We start from the raw sequence: 18636 nt of genomic DNA, 5'->3' as shown, positions 1-18636 counted from the left end.
TGCACTCACGCTCAGCGGGTAGGTATTATTTTTCAGTACATTACCGAAAATGAGATATTTGATAACGCCATCATAATAAGAACGTATTGCATTAACAGTTCTATGACTTTTAACGCCCAGGTTGTAAGCGCGCTTTTCAATTTCCTGCAGTTCTTCTTCAGAAAAACCACCAGTGTTCACGATCACTGAATGCACTTCATATCCTTTTTCTTCAGTCAGATATTTAACGCAATAGGAAGTATCAAGTCCTCCGCTAAATCCCAGTACTACTTTTTTCATTTTACGACATTATATTTTTTATAATTCAGAACAATATACATTTTGTGAGGACGCTCAGAAGAGGAAAAACTTTTTCCTGGTACCAGTAGCACCACCTTCTTTTTTGCTATTCAGCAAAACAAATCTTTTAAATCTCAACCAACGCTCATACAGTTTTATATTTCCTTTAAATCTGCGGCGCCTTTTCTCATGATGTATGTGACCACTGGCACTCACTGTCATCTGGTTGTTGCTGGCAGCAGCCTTGGCAGCCATTTCAGCAGCAGCCTTCTCTTCCGCTTCCTTTAGCTTCGCCACGGGATCATACAGCATAGCAGTACAAAGACAGTTCTTCCGGTCCTTGCTTGTTAGGATGTCGAAGTTTATACAACTACGGCAACCTTTCCAGAACTCTTCATCATCTGTCAGCTCAGAATAAGTAACCGGCTCATAACCCAGCTCAGAGTTTATCTTCATCACAGCAAGACCCGTGGTGAGACCGAATATTTTAGCATCCGGATACTTCTCTCTCGAGAGTTCGAATATTTTATGCTTGATGGATTTCGCTACGCCATGCCCGCGGAATGCAGGGTTTACGATAAGGCCGGAGTTGGCTACAAATTTTTCATGGCCCCAGGCTTCAATGTAACAGAAGCCTACCCATTCTCCTTTGTCTGTTACGGCTATTACGGCTTTGCCTTCCTGCATCTTCAGTTCTACATAGGCGGGAGAGCGCTTGGCAATACCTGTTCCACGCGCCTTTGCAGAAGCCTCCATCTCATCAGTGATGGTCTTTGAATAGTGAATATCGTCAGGAGTGGCTACCCTAACGATGATATGCTGATTTTCCAACCTTTAAAATTGAAATCGTGAATCAATAAGCTAATTGAAAGTTCCAAAAAGGAAATAGTCACCGGAGGATTGGGGAATCACGGTGCGACAGCGGTTGTATGGACAAGCGCTATCAAATTCTGGGTCGTCGGGAAAGGAATCTAAAGACATTGAACCCAACAGAATACACCCCTTTAGTGAAAGCGGGATGATATGCGGAGGTGTTGGTATGAGTTGCGACGTTTTCCAACTTCAGTTCAGTGTTAAATTGTTATAAATATTGTCTTTAGTTTAGATTAACCGCAAAGTTATAATAATATATTTTTAAATGGTCGAAATTTTTTTCGTGAAAAGTTAAAATTTTCTCATTTTTCCCGCAAAGAAGCAAAGAAAGCAAAGATCGCAGAGGATATTTTTAAGTTAAATAAGACTATTTAAGAGTATCCTACATGATTTTCGGACTGTAAAACAGCTCTTTGCCAGCTTAAAAATATCCTCTGCGATCTTTGCTTTCTTTGCTTCTTTGCGGGAAACTACTTTGTAATCACCTCCAGCTCAGCTACTGCAGCCTGTTTGTCGCCCTCTCCTGCCGGAGTCAACGCCACCAGGCGGATATAACGGGCCTGCGCCGGAGTGAAAGATACCTGCTGCGGTATCGGATTATTCCTGATATTGGCGAACTGCCCCGTAGCCACCGGCCCTCCCCAGTTCTTTCCATCCTGGCTCACATAAAATGCATAACCATATATGATACCGTTCGGTTGATCTGTTGGCGGCGTGTAACGGAAACCTTTAAGCACCAGGCTCTCCCCGAGATCCACTTGCAGTTCATGTGGATAAGCAGCCGCTTCGCTGCGGTACACTGTGGCAGGATTACCGTCTATGGCCCTGGCTGCAACAGCTCCGCCGGCAGGCTTTCCGGCCCTGATCACCTTCCACCTGGTGGGCGCCACATCTGAATGTGTCTTCACGCTCACTGACGCAGCCGTTTCACTCGTTGCGCGATACAACTGCACCTCGCTGATCACAGGACAAGCTTTGGCATCCAGCTTAATGCGCACCCAGTTGGTTGTACAGTCCGGCAGCCGCAGTATACGTTTGTGACCAATAGTCGTTTCGCGGGCGATCTCTTTAACCTTGCCGTTCTCCATGATCTCCACGGTAAACCCTTTCACCCGTTGCCCCAGTGCGATGTATTCCTGCAACACCAGACGGTTGAAAGTTACCGGCGTTTTGTAGTTCAGGGTAATAGCCGTACTGGTTACATTATCAGGCGTAGCCCAATAGGTAGCATTATTGCCATCTGTAAGGTTGGAGACTTTTACAGCCGTATTATTCTTTCGTGTATCCGTAACAGTTACGACAGCTTTCTTAGCGAGATTGGTTTTGAAAGATTCATCCAGCACCCGGCGGAGCTCCATCAGGCGGGTAGAATCATTAGGATGGATAAGCCCTTCACGGTCCACCGGCACATTGAGGATCAGGTTGCCGTTACGGCCAACAGAGCCGTAATAAATATCCAGCAGGTTAGGTACAGACTTTACCTTGTCATTGGTTTCCGGACTGAAAAACCATCCCGGCCTGATAGACACATCACATTCGGCGGGTATCCACCGTTCGCCATCCTCATTACCTTCGTTGAGCGATTTGGCGGGAGGGCCGCCGGCCCCGGGGGCAAAGCCCTTTACATTCAATGTGCTCCAGTTGGTAGTGCCGGCAATACCGTTTTCATTACCCACCCAACGGCAACCCGGACCTACGTCACTGAAGATAACCGCGTCGGGCTGGTGCTTATACACCACGCCGTGAAACAGCGGCCAGTCATAAGTCTGCTTCTTTGTGCCATCATTGGCGCCGTCAAACCATTGCTCAAATACAGGCCCATAGCCCGTGAGTACTTCCTCCAGCGTCTTGGCGAATATACCATTGTACTCAGGTGTTCCATACTTGGGATGGTTACGATCCCAGGGTGAGAGATACACCCCGAACTTCAGACCATACTCTTTACAGGCAGCCGACAACTCCGCCAGCACATCTCCCTTGCCGTCTTTCCAGGCGCTCTCACGTACCGTGTGCGTGCTGTATTTACTGGGCCACAAACAAAAACCATCATGGTGCTTTGCCGTGATCACGATTCCCTTCATGCCTGCAAGCTTGGCCGTACGCGCCCATTGCCGGGCATCCAGCCGGGTAGGATTGAACACTTTCGGGTCTTCATCTCCATGCCCCCACTCCTTATTAGTAAAGGTATTCGGCCCGAAGTGGATGAACATATAATATTCCAGGTCGTTCCAGGCCACCTGCGCTTTGGAAGGCAAGGCGCCGTAAGGCTTGATCTCCTGTGCCATCACCGCATTGCAGCCGAGCAGGGCAGCCAGTAAGTAGGTAGTTTTTTTCATTGCAACTGAAAAGGTTAGGAATTACGTGAAAAGCGAAGATAACCCCGAATGATGATCCCATTCAATTGCAGATTCGCAATTTTTGATTGTTTTTTATCGCAAAAGAGACAAAGAGCATAAAGCCACAAGGATTTTCTATATTTAATGCATGAGATATTTCCGGATAAACCCACCAGCGGAACTGGCTGGTTATGTGAATTATTTCTGGATCGGCGAAGCAGCTACAGACGGAAAAAATGACTTCACCCACTTCTCCACTGCCAGTAGCTCGTCTCGTATTGTATTTCATTATAAAGGCAGTTTTCAGGAGGTCAACTCCGCCGGTACGCATGCACGGCCCTTCGCTTCCGGCCTGCAGGGGCAATCCGGCACCTATACCCGCTTCAGATCTCCTCACCCCCCTCCTCAGAAACCCATTGCCTGTGTACATTACAGCAGCTGTAGAAAGCATCAGGAAATCACATGGCCAGATGAGCATACTGGCATTATTAAAACAGGTACCCTTGTCACAAAGGCAGTTTGAGCGCAAGTTTAAAGAGCACGTCGGCTTCTCGCCCAGGCTCTTCACCAAAATATGCCGGTTTGAAGCCACCCTCAGCAGCCTGCTCACACCCGCTCCGCTTGTGCAGATAGCACTCAACGCAGGATATTTTGATCAGGCCCATTTCAACCACGACTTCAAAACCTTTACGGGCATGCACCCGAAAGATTACCGGAAAATCATCAGCATATTGCCCACAGCCACCTCCTGAATGTCGAAATCTTACAATTCCTGCTGAAAAACGCCCGCTAATTTTACGCCCTCATCGTCTGTATTGTATCATGAACAGCATCGTACCTATCTTCCCCTGCACATCCGTGGATGAAACCATTGAATTTTATGAACAACTGGGTTTTACAGTTACCTACCGGCAGAAAAGCCCCAACCCATATACCGTGGTCAGAAAGGACTGGATAGAGCTGCATTTCTATGGCCTCAAAACACATGTTCCTGGTAAGTCTTACCACACCTGCTACATAACCACAGATGAAACAGACGAGCTGTATGAAGCCTTTACTGCCGCTCTCCGTAAGGCTAATGGAAAACTACCCTCCCGCGGCCTGCCACGCATCAGCGATATACGAGATAAAAGCTACGGCGTCAGGGAGTTCATGTTCCACGACTTAGCTGGCAACTGCATCCGCATTGGCAGGAAACTGCATACCACCGAAACAGCCCCCCTTGACAAAGACATCACATCCGCCAGCGATAAGCTCTCCCAACTATTAGACTTCTGCTATAAAAAGGAAGATGAAGCCGATGAAATAGAAGTGCTCTCCCCCCTCCTTGATAAAGCAATTGAAAAATACAAAGACTATCCCTGTCATAATCTTTTCAAGGTAATGCTTCACCGGGCAGATATCGCCATCACACAGGGAAACAGCTCATTGGCAGCAACCTTGCTGGAACAGGTCCGTACACATCCCCATATCAGTGAGCAACCCGGTAAATTCAGAATGGAACAGCAGAGAGCTACTGACCTCCTGCATAAATTATCTTCGATTCTTCCACGGGTTAACCAAGGGGCAAAGCCCACTCAAAGCCCTGTTAAAAGCGCACTTCTCAGTAAGACAGTTTAAATAATAATCATATAAATAAACCTTCGCGTTCTTTGCTCTCTCTGCACCTCTGCGAGAGAAAAAACAACCGTTTATCACAAAATTGTAAGAAAACAGGGGCATAGATTGGGATTCCCCTCACAAATTTTATAAATTTAGTCCCTCCTTCGTATTCTTTATACGCGATAAAAAACTGAACAATGAATAAACAACCACTGCATCGCAGAAGTTTTCTCAAGAACACAGTGGCAGCCGGCGTAGGTATTTCCATGCTCAGCTCCTCTGCTAAACTGTTTGCCAATGAAAAAAAACCTAAGGTACGTATAGGCCTGATCGGGGTAGGCGCCCGTGGCCTCAGTCACCTGAACCTATGCCTCCGCCGCGACGACGTAGATGTTGTGGCATTCGCAGATCCTGATACAGCGTACACCGTTCCCAAGGCCCGCGACATGATCACCAAATTCTACGGCGGCAAAAGAAAAGTAGCTGAATATACCAACGGCCCTGAAGATTTCCGCAACATGCTGAAACGTGACGACATTGACGCGGTGATCATTGCTACGCCGTGGGAATGGCATTCCATCATGGCTGTCGCTGCCATGAAAGCCGGTAAAACTCCTGCTGTTGAAGTATGTGGTGCATCTGATATCCAGGAATGCTGGGAACTGGTTAACACCAGCGAAGCTACCGGTATCCAGGTGTTTGGTATGGAAAACGTATGCTACCGCAGAGATGTGATGGCTGTACTGAATATGGCCCGCCAGGGTCTCTTCGGTGAGCTCACCCACCTGCAGGGCGGTTACCAGCACGATCTTCGTCCTGTAAAATTCAATAACGGTAAACAATATTATGGTGGTGGCGTTGAGTTTGGCGAAAAAGCACTGTCTGAAGCTAAATGGAGAACTAACCACTCCCTGCACCGCAATGGCGACCTGTATCCTTCACATGGTCTGGGTCCTATTGGTAATGTTATTAACATGAACCGCGGAAACCGCCTGCTGTCTATCGTGTCAGTCGCTACCAAATCCCGTGGCCTTCATAAATATATCGTAGACAATGGCGGCGAAAGCCATCCCAACGCTAAAGTGGAATTCAAACTGGGCGATATCGTTTCTTCCCTAATCAAAACCAACAATGGCGAAACGATCATGCTGTCGCACGATACCAACTCTCCGCGCCCCTACTCCCTGAACTTCCGCGTACAGGGTACTAACGGCCTGTGGATGGACGACCAGGATTCAATTTATATCGAAAAGGTGTCCAAGAAACACGACGATTGGGAAAAAGCAGGTGACTTCAAAGATCCCGAAAGCTACCTTGGTAAATACGACCACCCGCTGTGGAAACGTTATGCCAACGATGCTGCCGGCGCAGGCCACGGTGGTATGGACTGGTTCGTACTCAACTCCTTCGTTGAATGTATCAAACGCGGTGCTCAATATCCACTGGATGTGTATGACATGGCTACCTGGTACGCCATCACCCCGCTGAGTGAGCAGTCAGTTGCTGAAGGCGGAAGCGTACAGTACATCCCTGACTTCACCCGCGGCCGCTGGATGAACAGAAAACCGATCTTCGCATTAGATGATCAGTATTAATACCAAATAGCTATTTAGTGCAAGTAAAACGGCTCTCATTGTAATTACAAGAGAGCCGTTTCTTATTTGCATTAACAATTAAAAGCTAATTCACTGTCACCCCATCTTCAATGGTAGTCACATAAACATCAGGCGTAATACCAAACTCCTCTTTATAACGGGACTGGATATACGATTGATAGGATGCCACCTCTTCCTGTTTCACCAGATTGATGGTGCAGCCGCCGAAACCACCACCCATAACGCGCGCACCGGCTACTTCCGGCCTTTCCTTTGCCAGCGTTACGAGGAAGTCCAGCTCCGGACAGCTTACTTCATACTGCTTACTCAACCCTTCATGTGTTGCATACATCAGCTGACCAAACTGTTGCAGGTCGCCTTTCTTCAGCAGCTCCGTTGCATCCTGCACACGCTGAATCTCAGAGATGACATAGGCGCAGCGGTCGTAGATCTTAGCAGAGAGCTGATCGCGCACCTCATCAAGCTGTTGCATCGTGGCGTCGCGGAGCGACTTCACCTCAGGATGCATGGCCTGTATGGCTTTTACACCCTCTTCACATTGCTGGCGGCGTACATTGTATTCTGAAGATGCCAGGGAGTGGTGTACCATGGAGTTGCACAGCACAATTTTATATTCCGGGAAATTGAAAGGGAAATATTCGAAGTCGAGGCTGCGGCAGTCAAGGCGCATCACCTGATCCTTTTTACCGTGGAGGTTTGCAAACTGGTCCATGATACCACACTTTACGCCAGGAAAGGTGTGCTCTGCGCGCTGGCCCAGTAAAGCCATCTGCATGCGATCCATTCCATAGTGGAAGATATGATCAAGGGCAGCTACTAATCCGCCTTCCACAGCCGCTGACGATGACATGCCGGCGCCCACAGGAATATCCCCGTTGATCACACAGTCGAAACCCTTCACTTCGTAACCGCCACGTTGCAACTGGTCCACCACCCCCATCAGGTAGTTGATCCATCCTGGTGTCGGCTTCACATCCTCTAAAGAAAAGGAAACAGTTTCATTCGTAAAAACAGCATGGGCATTGCATTGCCGCGTATCGTTCAGGGCTACGGCATACACTATTTTTTTATCGATAGCTGCCGGCAATACAAATCCATCATTGTAATCTGTATGCTCGCCAATCAGATTGATCCTTCCCGGGGAAACTACGATCAGAGGCTCTTTTCCAAAAAGTGCAATAAACTTCTCCCTTGTTTTTTGTATCATTCAGAAATTATTAAACGTAAAATTTACGCCTAAAATATAAAATATTTTGAGATTTAGGTATTTCTGAATGACTGAATTAAAAAAAGCGAAGGAGATCGGCAGATAACTGATACCGATCTCCTTCGCTTTATAAAATCGTTGCTGTAATAAGCTACATTATTTCTTTCCCACTTTATATCCGGCTACAGCATAGAAGAGGATATACACATAACAAGGCACCATACAATAGAGGAAAGCATGTCTGAAATCCATGCTGCTGCTGTACAGGAAGTTAAACATACTTTTCTGATCAAACATACCACTGTAAATCTGCGGTAATACGCCACCTCCGGCAATACCCATAATCAACAGTGCAGAGCCGATTTTAGTATACTTGCCGAGGCCATCAATGGCCATCGGGAAGATCGCAGGCCACATCAGTGCGTTCGCAAGACCCAGCAATGCAATGAAGGTCACAGCAGAAAAACCGGAAGACATATAAGCGGCAACAGTGAAGATGATACCCAGCACCGCAGAAATCTGTAAACCCTTTTGTCCGCTGATGATTTTAGGAATAGTGAGGATACCCAGCACATAACCCAGCAGCATTGCCAGCAAAGTGAAAGTGGTAAAATATTTAGTGTTATCCACACTCATACCCATAGACTTACCGTAAGAACCGATAACATCACCAGCCATTACTTCCACACCCACATATACAAAAATACATAGTACACCAAGCAGGAGATGAGGAAACTGGAATACACTGGTTTTGCCATTGGTAGCAGCGGATGTGCCTTCATCTTCCTTATCTAAATCAATTTCAGGCAGAGAAGAACGTTTCAGCATGAAGGCCAGTAAAGCCAGCACGATGGCCATAACCACGTATGGTCCGATTACGCGCGATGCCAGCGCATCCAGCAATTGGTTCTTGGTGGCAACATCCGCAGCGTTGGCAATATCCTTTTCAAGCTGCGCTGCGCCTTTCAGTACAATGCTACCCAGGATCAGCGGCGCTAATGCACCTGCAGTCTTGTTACAGATACCGAGGATACTGATACGCTTTGCAGCGCTCTCCTTCGGCCCGATGATGCTGGCATACGGATTGGATGCCGTTTGCAGCAGTGACAATCCTGCGCCCTGTATGAACAGGCCGGTGAGGAACAACCCAAAACTTCTGGCATTAGCTGCTGGAATAAACACCAGTGAGCCCGCGGCTATGACCAGCAATCCCAGCGCCATCCCATTCTTGAATCCTGTTTTGTTAAGGATGAAGGATGATGGAATAGAAAGACAGAAATACGCCATGAAGAAGGCCATTGTTACCAGCAGTGACTGAGATACACTCAGTTCGCATACTATCTGAAAAAATTGGATGAGGGTACCGTTAAGCCAGGTAACAAAACCGAATACGAAGAATAACATGCCGATAATGGCCATTGATTGTCCATAGCTGCTTTGTTTGGCTGGTATTTCCATTGTTGCTGTTTGGTTGGACATAGAACTGCAAATTGGTTTTTTAGATAAACGCGAACATAATGAACTTATCTTAGATTTCATAAATATCTTGGCTAAAACGTTTTATCAACGAAAAAAAATACAACGGTTTCTTTGGTTTTTTAAAAAATCCTAAAAAAATAATTATACATTTATCCGGCAAAATTTCACTGTAACTTAACACGTTTATGGCTCAGCAAACAAAGCAAGGCGCTCAAAGTACGCATCCATCGTTCTTTGTGCTTATTCTGGTGTTCTTTTTCTGGGGGTTTCTCGCTGCATCCAACAGTATCTTTATTCCGTTCTGTAAATCGCATTTCAACCTTACCCAACTTGAATCACAACTGGTAGACTTCTCCTTTTACAGCGCCTATTTTATAGGATCATTAATTCTCTATCTGGCTTCTGCAGCCAGGAAAGTGGATATCCTGAACAAAATCGGTTACAGGAAAGGTATCATCTACGGCCTGTTGATCTCTGTACTGGGATCGGCTATTATGATTCCCTGTGTGAATATGGAAAAGGTTGTTCCTATCAGGGAAACGGTGAAAGACATCAATAGTTTCCAGGTAGAACAACAACTGCAGACATCTGACAGGCTTGTGAAAATCCGCCGTGAGAAAGAAGCAGACACCTACTCACTGCTGATCGGCAGCAATGAAGCAGGAGAAAAATATGTTACCAATCCACAGCTGCTTGCTGAAATACCGCAGGGTTTCAAAAAAGACGAAGAGCATAAACAATACGCCGGCGTTTTCAACAAAGCCAGTGTGGAAAAAATTCTGACTGTATTGGACACTGACTACAAACAAACAGTGACCTTCGGTTACTTTGCACTGATATTGATGGCGCTGTTCATCGTAGCGCTCGGATTTTCTTTGCAACAGACTGCTGCAAATCCATTCGCCATCCTGCTCGGTGATCCGGCGAAAGGTACACACCGTCTGAATCTTGCAGGTGGTATCAACTCATTCGGTACAACCATCGGTCCCATTATTGTGAGCATGCTGCTGTTCGGTAACATCAAGGGGGGTGAAGTGAGCACAGACATCAGCAAAATCAACACGTTGTATATCCTGCTGATTGTATTGTTCCTTGTTGCCGCCGCTATCTTCGCCTTTGTGAAGATGCCTGAAAGTCGGGACTCTGAAGTGTTTGAAACATCGCCTAAGGCCAGCCGTTCTATCATCGGCATCACTGTGATGTTCATTCTGATCCTGCTGGGACTGATCCTGAAATTTGAACTGCCTTTATTCATTACTGGTATCATTGGTATCATCGGCATCTTATTCTATACAAAAATGTCCTCCGCAGGCAATAGTGAAGGTTGGGGCGCCATGAAATATCCGCAGCTGACACTCGGTATGCTGGCCATCTTCATCTATGTAGGTGTGGAAGTAACTATCGCCAGTAACCTTGGCGCACTGCTGAAACATCCCGGATTCCTGACTCCCAAAGGACTCGCTGAATCTGAACTGGACCCTTACGTGTCACTGTTCTGGGGTAGCATGATGATTGGTCGCTGGACCGGTGCCATCAGTGTTTTCAACGTTTCCAAGACTACACGTAAGCTGCTGTGTGTTATCGTACCTTTCATCGCCTACGGTGTAGTATTGGGTGCCAACGTATTAAAAGGCAACGATGTATCTGAATTATATCCATATGCCATCTGTATTGCCATACAGATTATCGGTTTCTTCGCCGGACAGGACAAACCAGCCAAAACCCTGATGATATTTGGTTTGCTGGGTGTGGCTACTGTACTGATCGGTTTATTCACCAGCGATTCACTGGCAACATTCGCCTTCATCAGCGGTGGTCTGTTCTGCTCTGTGATGTGGCCCAGCATCTTTGCACTGTCTATCGCCGGCCTGGGTAAGTATACTGGTCAGGGTTCAGCATTCCTTGTAATGATGATCCTGGGTGGTTCACTGATCCCTCCGGTTCAGGGTGGCCTTGCCGACATTCCAAGCATTGGCATACACACATCTTACATTGTGCCTGTGTTATGCTTCGCTTACCTCGCATTTTTCGCATTTAGAGTAAAAACAATATTAAAATCTCAAGGAATCGATTATGAGTCAGCAATTAGTGGTGGGCATTGATATTGGGGGGACTAACACCAAATTCGGTATTGTAGATCGCAGAGGTAACATTTTATGTGATGGTCGTATGTTGACCAATCAACATGAAGATGTGAACTGCTTCATGGATGAACTTCACCAGCATATGTCTGCTCTCATTGAGCAGGTAGGCGGCATAGAACTGATAAAGGGTATCGGTGTGGGCGCACCCAACGGCAACTTCTACAATGGCAACATTGAGTATGCGCCGAACCTCCGCTGGAAAGGTATTATTCCGCTGGCCAATCTCATGGAGAAGAAATTCGGGCTGCCGGCAGTATTAACCAACGACGCCAACGCGGCCGCACTGGGTGAACTGATCTACGGCGCTGCCAGAGGCATGAAGGATTTCATCGTTATCACCCTGGGTACAGGTGTAGGCAGCGGTATCGTAGCCAATGGACAGCTGATATACGGCCATGATGGATTTGCCGGTGAACTGGGTCATATCATCGTGATCCCCGGCGGCAGATACCATCCCGGAACCGGTGCCCATGGCTCTCTCGAAGCATATGCTTCCGCAACCGGTGTGACCAACACCGCACTGGAATTCCTGGCCACCCGCCCGGATACTCCCAGCACGATGCGTGAGCACACCAAAGAGGAAATCAACTCCAAACTGATCTATGAAGCGGCCATGAAAGGTGATCCGCTGGCAATGGAAGTATACGAGTTCACCGGTCAGATACTGGGCGCTGCGCTCGCCAACTTCGTGATGTTCTCCAGTCCGGAAGCCATCGTGCTTTTCGGCGGCCTCACCAAAGCCGGCGATCTCATCATGAAACCGGTTCGTGAGCACATGGAGAAGAACCTGCTTCCTATCTTCCAGAATAAAGTTAAATTGCTGTTCTCCGAACTGAAGGAAAGTGATGCCGCTATTCTCGGAGCCAGCGCACTTGCCTGGGAAATGAAGGATTAGTTAGCTTCCTGCAATAAGCTATCAGTCGCCAGCTTTATAAAAGCTGACCGCCACGGGCTTTCTGAAAGCTACCAGCTCAACGCTAAAAGCTATTTATATGAACGATAGAAGAAGATTTCTGAAAACAGCGGCCCTTGGCGCCGCTGTTTTCTCTTTAGACGGTGTAACGGGAACGCCTGCACGTTCCCAGACCGCAAAAGGAAAACCAATTGTAATATCCACGTGGGACTTTGGCCGCGCAGCCAACGATGCCGCATGGGAGATATTGAAAAAAGGTGGTCGTGCGCTCGACGCCGTAGAAGCTGGCGTACGTGTACCGGAAGCCGATCCCAACAACCACACCGTAGGCTTTTCCGGCTACCCTGACCGCGACGGCCGCGTAACGCTGGATGCCTGCATCATGGATGAACATGGCAACTGTGGCTCTGTAGCTGCACTGGAACATGTAACACATGCCATCAGTGTTGCCCGCCTCGTCATGGAAAAAACGCCGCACGTAATGCTGGTAGGCGATGGCGCCCTGCAGTTTGCACTGGCCAACGGTTTCCAGAAAGAAAACCTGCTTACTCCGGAATCTGAAAAAGCCTGGAAAGAGTGGTTGAAAAAATCAGAATACAAGCCGGTCATCAACATAGAAAACAAATCCTACGAACCCGGCAAAGGCGCTACAGCATTTAATCCGCTGATGCTCCCCGGCAACGTGTACAATCATGATACTATCGGTATGGTGGCAATGGATGCTGCTGGCAATCTCTCCGGCGCCTGCACCACCAGCGGCATGGCTTTCAAACTCCATGGCCGCGTGGGCGATTCCCCCATCATCGGCGCAGGATTGTATGTTGACAATGAAGTAGGCGCTGCTACCAGCACCGGTGTTGGTGAAGAAGTGATCAAAATTGTTGGCAGCCACCTCGTGGTGGAGCTGATGCGCCAGGGCTATCCACCGGAAAAAGCCTGCAAGGAAGCCGTTACACGCATCGTAAAAAGAAGCCCCTCCAAAGCAAAGGAAATACAGGTAGGCTTCCTGGCCCTCAATAAAAAAGGCCAATACGGCGCTTACTGCCTGCAGAAAGGCTTCAGCTATGCAGTTTACAGTGGCGACACCAACAATGTGCTGTACGACGGAAAAAGTTATTTCTAAATAAAACACTCACCCATAGCTATCAGGATGTTTACGCAAAACCCTGATAGCTATAGGCCGGATGCTAAACCCACCAAAACGGAAAACGATGAGCTTCACCCTCGAAATATGTGCAGCATCTGTAGCCTCCTGTATCGCAGCAGAAAAAGGCGGTGCCAACCGCATAGAACTCTGCGACAACCTCCTGGAAGGCGGCACTACACCCAGTTACGCTACAATAGCAGTAGCCAGGGAAAAAGTAAAAATAGATATCTACCCTATCATCAGACCCAGAGGCGGCGACTTCCTGTATTCAGATCTTGAGTTTGAAGTGATGAAGCGCGACATACAAATGTGCAAGCAACTCGGCTGTAACGGCGTAGTAATAGGCATCCTCACTCCCGACGGACGTGTGGATAAAAAAAGATGCAAAGAACTCGTGGATCTCGCATGGCCGCTTGGCGTCACTTTCCACCGCGCCTTCGACATGACAGACAATCCCTTTGAAGCACTCGAAGATATCATCAGCATTGGCTGCGAACGCATCCTTACCTCAGGTGCACGCAATACCGCCGTCGAAGGAGCAGAACTACTGAAAGACCTGGTTATCCGCGCCAACGACAGAATCGCTATCATGGCCGGTTCCGGCGTACGCGCCAACAACATCGCAACACTGATTAAAACCACGGATGTCAGGGAGTTCCATACTTCCGCCAAAGCATATGAAGACAGCCACATGGTATACCGCAATCCGAACGTAAGCATGGGCGGTATTCCCGGCGTTCCCGAATACGGTATCTCGCAGACGCAGCAAAGCGAAGTATTATTAATTCGTGAAACAGCAGAAAAAACATTGCATGATCTCGGAGAGTAGACTATTTTTATTTTTTATTTGTTTATTTAGGTATGTAGTTATTAAAAAAGTCCATCTCCGCTGCATTTTAAATAACTACATACCTAAATAAACAAATAAAAAAAATTTCTAACCAGTGAACAATAGAAAATGAAAAAATTAATCATTGCAGCAGGACTACTACTGGGCGGATTCTTCGCACAGGCGCAGGTCAAAGGGGCAAAGCATGTGATACTGATAGGCATGGATGGTTTTGGCGCTTATTGTTTCCCGAATGTGGATAACCCGAATATGAAGCAGATGATGAAAGACGGCTCCTGGAGCTTACAGGCCCGTAGCGTACTTCCATCTTCCAGCGCCGTGAACTGGGCTTCTATGGTAATGGGCGCAGGCCCCGAACTGCATGGCTATACGGAGTGGGACAGCAAAAAACCAGAACTCCCCTCCCGTGAACTGGACCAGTATGGTATGTTTCCTTCCATATATACCCTGCTGCGTGAACAGAAACCCAAAGCCGAAATAGGCGTGATCTACAGCTGGCAGGGTATCGGTTATCTCTTCCCAAAAGCCGCTGTGAACAAGGAACTCGCAACACATGACAACGACAGCCTGGCAACAGAAGCCGCAGCTGCCTATATAAAAGAAAAGAAGCCCGACTTCCTGTTCATCCACTTTGATGAGCCGGATGGTGTAGGACATAATATCGGTCATAATATCCAGCCTTATTTTGACCAGGTGCATAAGAATGATATACTGTTGGGAAAAATATTGCAGGCCGTGAAAGATGCAGGCATATGGGACAATACCATCATCCTGCTGACAGCCGATCATGGCGGCATCCAAAAAGGGCATGGCGGTAAAACCATGGAGGAAATGCAGATCCCTTGGATTATCCGCGGCCCCGGCATAAAACAGAATAATGAGATCAAATCGAGCATCGTAACTTACGATACTGCGGCTACCATCGCATGGATCTTCGGGTTGAAACCCCCACATGTATGGACCGGTAAACCGGTAAAAGATGCATTTAAGTAAATTTGATGCCTGGCGGAATTATTAATCGACAAATATTTTAATTTATGAAAACAACGCTGTTCACTGCCCTGGCTTGTTTTGCAGGTTTGACGCTGTTTGCACAGACAAACAAAGTAACAGTACTTACCTACAATATCCATCACGGGGAAAATCTGAAAAAAGAGCTGGATCTTCAGGGTATTGCCAATGTAATACTGGCCACCAATCCGGATCTGGTAGCTTTGCAGGAAGTTGACAGCGTTACACAGCGTACGCAAAAAGTAGATCAGTTGAAAGAACTGGCATCCATCACCGGCATGTATACTTATTATGCCAAAGCGATGGACTATGATGGCGGCGGATATGGTACAGGTATACTATCCCGGTTTCCGATAGAAAACGGTGTCACCATACAGCTCCCTTCTGCCCAAAGCGGAAATGAACCAAGAGTGGCAGGTATTGTTACCGTCAAATTACCCAGTGACAGTCTGATACAGTTTGTTTCTACACATCTTGATGCGGGACAAAAACCAACGGACCGCCTCCTCCAATCAGCCGCGCTGGCTGAGCATTTCAAGGCTACACAGTTACCCATAATACTGGCAGGGGATCTCAATGCTATTCCTTCTGCCAAAGAGATAAATGTACTCAGGAAGATATTCACAGATGCCACCCCACAGGTTGCACCTACAATTCCTGCGGATGCACCTAAAGAGAAGATAGATTACATCATGGTCCACCCGAAACATAACTGGACCATCGTCAGCGCCCGGACCATAGAGGAATCTGTTGCTTCCGATCACAGACCCGTACTATGTGAACTTGAACTGAAATAGGCGCTTGTTGCCGGTAATATTCCCTTGTAAAGTCCAACTAAGTTATATGACAATGAAAAATGTATTCCGCTTATGTCTGCTGATGGCCGCCGCCGGCCTGTGGAGCTGTACAGGCTCCCACCCCGGCAATGCCCCCAAGGGAAAAGTAAGCATCATTCCTGTACCTGTCAGCGTAAGTGAAAAGGCTGACTCTTTTTTGCTGGATAAACAGACAGTGATCGTGGCTTCCAGCGAAGCCGATAAAAAAACTGCTGCCCTGTTCAATGCCTGGCTGAAAGAACTTACCGGCTATGAACTGGACATCAAAAGCCAGGGCGATAAAAATGCAATCGTACTGCAAACCGGCAACGACACAACTAACGCTGAAGGCTATACGCTGGAAGCAGACCACAACAAAGTAGTGATCAACGGCAACAACGGCGCAGGTACCTTCTACGGCGTACAGACGCTGATTCAGTTGCTGCCCGTACAGAAAGCTGACGCGATGTATATCCCCGGCGTAAGCATCAAAGATGCACCCCGCTTTGCCTATCGCGGCCTCCACCTTGATGTAGGCAGACATTTCTTCCCCGTGGAGTTCATCAAGAAATACATCGACCTGCTGGCGATGCACAAGATGAACACCTTCCACTGGCACCTCACGGAAGACCAGGGCTGGCGCATTGAAATAAAGAGATATCCCCGCCTCCAGGAGATCTCTTCCAAAAGAAAAGAGACCATGGCCGGCAAATACAGCGACAATAAATACGATGGCAAGCCTTACGGCGGCTACTATACACAGGAACAGGTGAAAGAAGTAGTGAAATACGCTGCTGACCACTTCGTTACAGTAATACCTGAAATTGAAATGCCCGGTCACTCACTCGCAGTGCTGGCAGCTTACCCCAACCTGGGATGTACCGGCGGCCCCTATGAGGTAGGCACGCACTGGGGGGTATATGATGATGTATACTGCGCGGGTAACGATAGCGTATATACTTTTTTGCAGGATGTGCTGGACGAAGTAACAGCCCTGTTTCCCAGTAAATACATCCACATCGGCGGCGATGAATGCCCGAAGGTACGTTGGGAGAAATGTCCCAAATGCCAGGCGCGCATGAAACAGGAAGGACTGAAGGACGCACACGCCCTGCAGAGCTACTTCATTCAGCGTATGGAAAAATACCTCAACGGCAAAGGTCGACAGATCATAGGCTGGGATGAGATCCTGGAGGGCGGACTAGCCCCCAACGCCACCGTGATGAGCTGGAGAGGTATCGAAGGCGGCATCGCTGCAGCAAAGCAGAAACACAACGTAATTATGACGCCCGGCAGCCATTGCTACTTCGATCACTATCAGTCACGGAGCCCTAATGAGCCACTGGCTATCGGCGGCTTCACTCCCGTAAGCAAGGTATACAGCTACGAGCCTATCCCAGCAGAACTGAGCAAGGAAGAAGCCTCCTACATCAAAGGCGCACAGGCCAACCTTTGGACAGAATACATCAACAACACCGATTATCTCGAATACATGGTGTATCCACGCGCTACTGCACTGGCAGAAGTATTGTGGTCGCCCGCCGATAAGCGTAACTACGATAACTTCCTGGAGAGACTGAAAATCCACCTGACCCGTCTGGATCTGAAGAAAGTGAACTACGCCAAACATGTGTTTGAAGTAACCGGTCAGGTGACAGAAGATAAAAAAGGGGGCGTGCAGGTAAAGCTCGACAGCAAACTGGATGGCGGTAAAGTGTTCTTTACTACCGACAGCTCCGCTCCTACTCCGCAGTCAACACCTTATACAACGCCTGTACAGATCACTAAAACAGGGGCAGTACGCGCGCAGGTGTTCCTCAACGATAAACCTTTTGGTAATGAATACAGCCAGCGTTTCTTCTTCCATAAAGCACTGGGTAAAAAAGTGACGCTGGCCGCAGAGCCTGACAAGGCTTACAATCCAGGCAGCAGCTTTGCACTGGTGAATGGCATTGAAGGCAATGCCACCTTCAATGATAATCAGTGGTTCGGCTACAAGGGCGCCAACATTGAGGCGATAGTGGAACTGGATAGCGTACAGGATATACACGCTGTCGGTATGAACTCCCTGGCATCCAAAGGCAACTGGATCTATCCGCCGAAAGAAGTGAGCTTCGCTGTATCTGATGACGGAAAAACCTGGAAAGAAGTATACAAGCAAAACAGCTTTGCTCAGGATGGCATTATTAAGGTTCGTGGCAACCTGCAGCAGGTACGCGGCCGCTATATTAAGATGAAGGCCGGCAACTACGGCATTATTCCCGCAGGAGGGGCCGGTGCCGGTGACAAAGCCTGGCTGTTTGCAGACGAATTAATAGTACTGTGATTTTATTTAAATGATAATAGTAATGATCCCGATGAAAC

Annotated in this window: 16 protein-coding genes; 11 read left to right on the top strand and 5 right to left on the bottom strand. The window is 47.8% G+C overall.

All coding sequences use genetic code 11. From position 1 onward, the window contains the following. The 3 genes from VM802_RS12640 to VM802_RS12630 form a co-directional block, all read right to left on the bottom strand. The coding region (locus VM802_RS12640; RefSeq protein WP_325530943.1) for an argininosuccinate synthase domain-containing protein at positions 1-279 on the bottom strand (279 nt) is incomplete at its 3' end. A 54-nt stretch (positions 280-333) separates the two neighbouring features. Then, a complete protein-coding gene (locus tag VM802_RS12635) occupies positions 334-1110 on the bottom strand; it encodes a GNAT family N-acetyltransferase (RefSeq protein WP_325530941.1) in 777 nt (258 codons plus the stop codon). A gap of 512 nt (positions 1111-1622) precedes the next feature. Continuing rightward, positions 1623-3488 (bottom strand): alpha-L-fucosidase, encoded by a 1866-nt coding sequence (locus VM802_RS12630; protein ID WP_325530939.1) that lies wholly within the window; start codon positions 3486-3488, stop codon positions 1623-1625. Between the two features lie 148 nt (positions 3489-3636). Between VM802_RS12630 and VM802_RS12625 the strand changes: the two genes are divergently transcribed. From VM802_RS12625 to VM802_RS12610, 4 genes are all read left to right on the top strand, one after another. Next, positions 3637-4011 (top strand): DUF6597 domain-containing transcriptional factor, encoded by a 375-nt coding sequence (locus tag VM802_RS12625; RefSeq protein WP_325530937.1) that lies wholly within the window; start codon positions 3637-3639, stop codon positions 4009-4011. Beyond that, positions 3992-4240 (top strand): helix-turn-helix domain-containing protein, encoded by a 249-nt coding sequence (locus tag VM802_RS12620; RefSeq protein ID WP_325530935.1) that lies wholly within the window; start codon positions 3992-3994, stop codon positions 4238-4240. The genes VM802_RS12625 and VM802_RS12620 overlap by 20 nt, the downstream gene beginning before the upstream one ends. A gap of 70 nt (positions 4241-4310) precedes the next feature. After that, entirely contained in the window at positions 4311-5108 is a 798-nt protein-coding gene (locus VM802_RS12615; protein WP_325530933.1) for a bleomycin resistance protein, read from the top strand. A gap of 179 nt (positions 5109-5287) precedes the next feature. Next, entirely contained in the window at positions 5288-6685 is a 1398-nt protein-coding gene (locus VM802_RS12610; protein ID WP_325530931.1) for a Gfo/Idh/MocA family protein, read from the top strand. A gap of 85 nt (positions 6686-6770) precedes the next feature. On the opposite strand, the gene galK is transcribed toward VM802_RS12610, so the two are convergent. After that, the gene (gene galK, locus VM802_RS12605; protein ID WP_325530929.1) at positions 6771-7913 is read right to left on the bottom strand and encodes a galactokinase; all 1143 of its coding nucleotides are present in this window, start codon (positions 7911-7913) and stop codon (positions 6771-6773) included. A gap of 156 nt (positions 7914-8069) precedes the next feature. Continuing rightward, the gene (locus VM802_RS12600) at positions 8070-9392 is read right to left on the bottom strand and encodes a sugar MFS transporter (RefSeq protein ID WP_325530927.1); all 1323 of its coding nucleotides are present in this window, start codon (positions 9390-9392) and stop codon (positions 8070-8072) included. A 185-nt stretch (positions 9393-9577) separates the two neighbouring features. On the opposite strand from VM802_RS12600, the gene VM802_RS12595 reads away from it, so the two are divergent. The 7 genes from VM802_RS12595 (at position 9578) to VM802_RS12565 (ending at position 18598) form a co-directional block, all read left to right on the top strand. After that, a complete protein-coding gene (locus VM802_RS12595; RefSeq protein ID WP_325530925.1) occupies positions 9578-11494 on the top strand; it encodes an MFS transporter in 1917 nt (638 codons plus the stop codon). Further along, positions 11466-12431, top strand: a complete 966-nt coding sequence (locus VM802_RS12590; RefSeq protein WP_325530923.1) for an ROK family protein — start codon at positions 11466-11468, stop codon at positions 12429-12431. The genes VM802_RS12595 and VM802_RS12590 overlap by 29 nt, the downstream gene beginning before the upstream one ends. Positions 12432-12528: 97 nt before the next feature. After that, positions 12529-13572, top strand: a complete 1044-nt coding sequence (locus tag VM802_RS12585) for a glycosylasparaginase (RefSeq protein WP_325530921.1) — start codon at positions 12529-12531, stop codon at positions 13570-13572. Between the two features lie 88 nt (positions 13573-13660). Continuing rightward, a complete protein-coding gene (locus VM802_RS12580; protein WP_325530919.1) occupies positions 13661-14425 on the top strand; it encodes a copper homeostasis protein CutC in 765 nt (254 codons plus the stop codon). Positions 14426-14554: 129 nt separating this feature from the next. Then, complete coding sequence (locus VM802_RS12575; protein WP_325530917.1) at positions 14555-15439, top strand: alkaline phosphatase family protein; 885 nt, start codon at positions 14555-14557, stop codon at positions 15437-15439. 44 nt (positions 15440-15483) lie between these two features. Next, positions 15484-16254, top strand: a complete 771-nt coding sequence (locus tag VM802_RS12570; RefSeq protein ID WP_325530915.1) for an endonuclease/exonuclease/phosphatase family protein — start codon at positions 15484-15486, stop codon at positions 16252-16254. A gap of 52 nt (positions 16255-16306) precedes the next feature. Beyond that, a complete protein-coding gene (locus VM802_RS12565) occupies positions 16307-18598 on the top strand; it encodes a glycoside hydrolase family 20 protein (RefSeq protein WP_325530913.1) in 2292 nt (763 codons plus the stop codon). Positions 18599-18636 lie beyond the last annotated feature (38 nt).

The organism is Chitinophaga sp., from assembly GCF_035538455.1.
In the GTDB taxonomy this organism is placed as follows: Bacteria; Bacteroidota; Bacteroidia; order Chitinophagales; family Chitinophagaceae; genus Chitinophaga.
The sequence above is the reverse complement of the archived record's forward strand: the minus strand, read 5'-3'. Positions and strand labels throughout refer to the sequence as shown.

Bases quoted from the DNA above. Each gene is read 5' to 3' on its own strand.
- VM802_RS12580 (WP_325530919.1), top strand. From the start codon at position 13,661: ATGAGCTTCACCCTCGAAATATGTGCAGCATCTGTAGCCTCCTGTATC.
- VM802_RS12625 (WP_325530937.1), top strand. From the start codon at position 3,637: ATGAGATATTTCCGGATAAACCCACCAGCGGAACTGGCTGGTTATGTG.
- VM802_RS12590 (WP_325530923.1), top strand. From the start codon at position 11,466: ATGAGTCAGCAATTAGTGGTGGGCATTGATATTGGGGGGACTAACACC.
- VM802_RS12585 (WP_325530921.1), top strand. From the start codon at position 12,529: ATGAACGATAGAAGAAGATTTCTGAAAACAGCGGCCCTTGGCGCCGCT.
- VM802_RS12575 (WP_325530917.1), top strand. From the start codon at position 14,555: ATGAAAAAATTAATCATTGCAGCAGGACTACTACTGGGCGGATTCTTC.
- VM802_RS12565 (WP_325530913.1), top strand. From the start codon at position 16,307: ATGAAAAATGTATTCCGCTTATGTCTGCTGATGGCCGCCGCCGGCCTG.
- VM802_RS12595 (WP_325530925.1), top strand. From the start codon at position 9,578: ATGGCTCAGCAAACAAAGCAAGGCGCTCAAAGTACGCATCCATCGTTC.
- VM802_RS12630 (WP_325530939.1), bottom strand. From the start codon at position 3,488: ATGAAAAAAACTACCTACTTACTGGCTGCCCTGCTCGGCTGCAATGCG.
- galK (WP_325530929.1), bottom strand. From the start codon at position 7,913: ATGATACAAAAAACAAGGGAGAAGTTTATTGCACTTTTTGGAAAAGAG.
- VM802_RS12610 (WP_325530931.1), top strand. From the start codon at position 5,288: ATGAATAAACAACCACTGCATCGCAGAAGTTTTCTCAAGAACACAGTG.
- VM802_RS12570 (WP_325530915.1), top strand. From the start codon at position 15,484: ATGAAAACAACGCTGTTCACTGCCCTGGCTTGTTTTGCAGGTTTGACG.
- VM802_RS12615 (WP_325530933.1), top strand. From the start codon at position 4,311: ATGAACAGCATCGTACCTATCTTCCCCTGCACATCCGTGGATGAAACC.
- VM802_RS12600 (WP_325530927.1), bottom strand. From the start codon at position 9,392: ATGTCCAACCAAACAGCAACAATGGAAATACCAGCCAAACAAAGCAGC.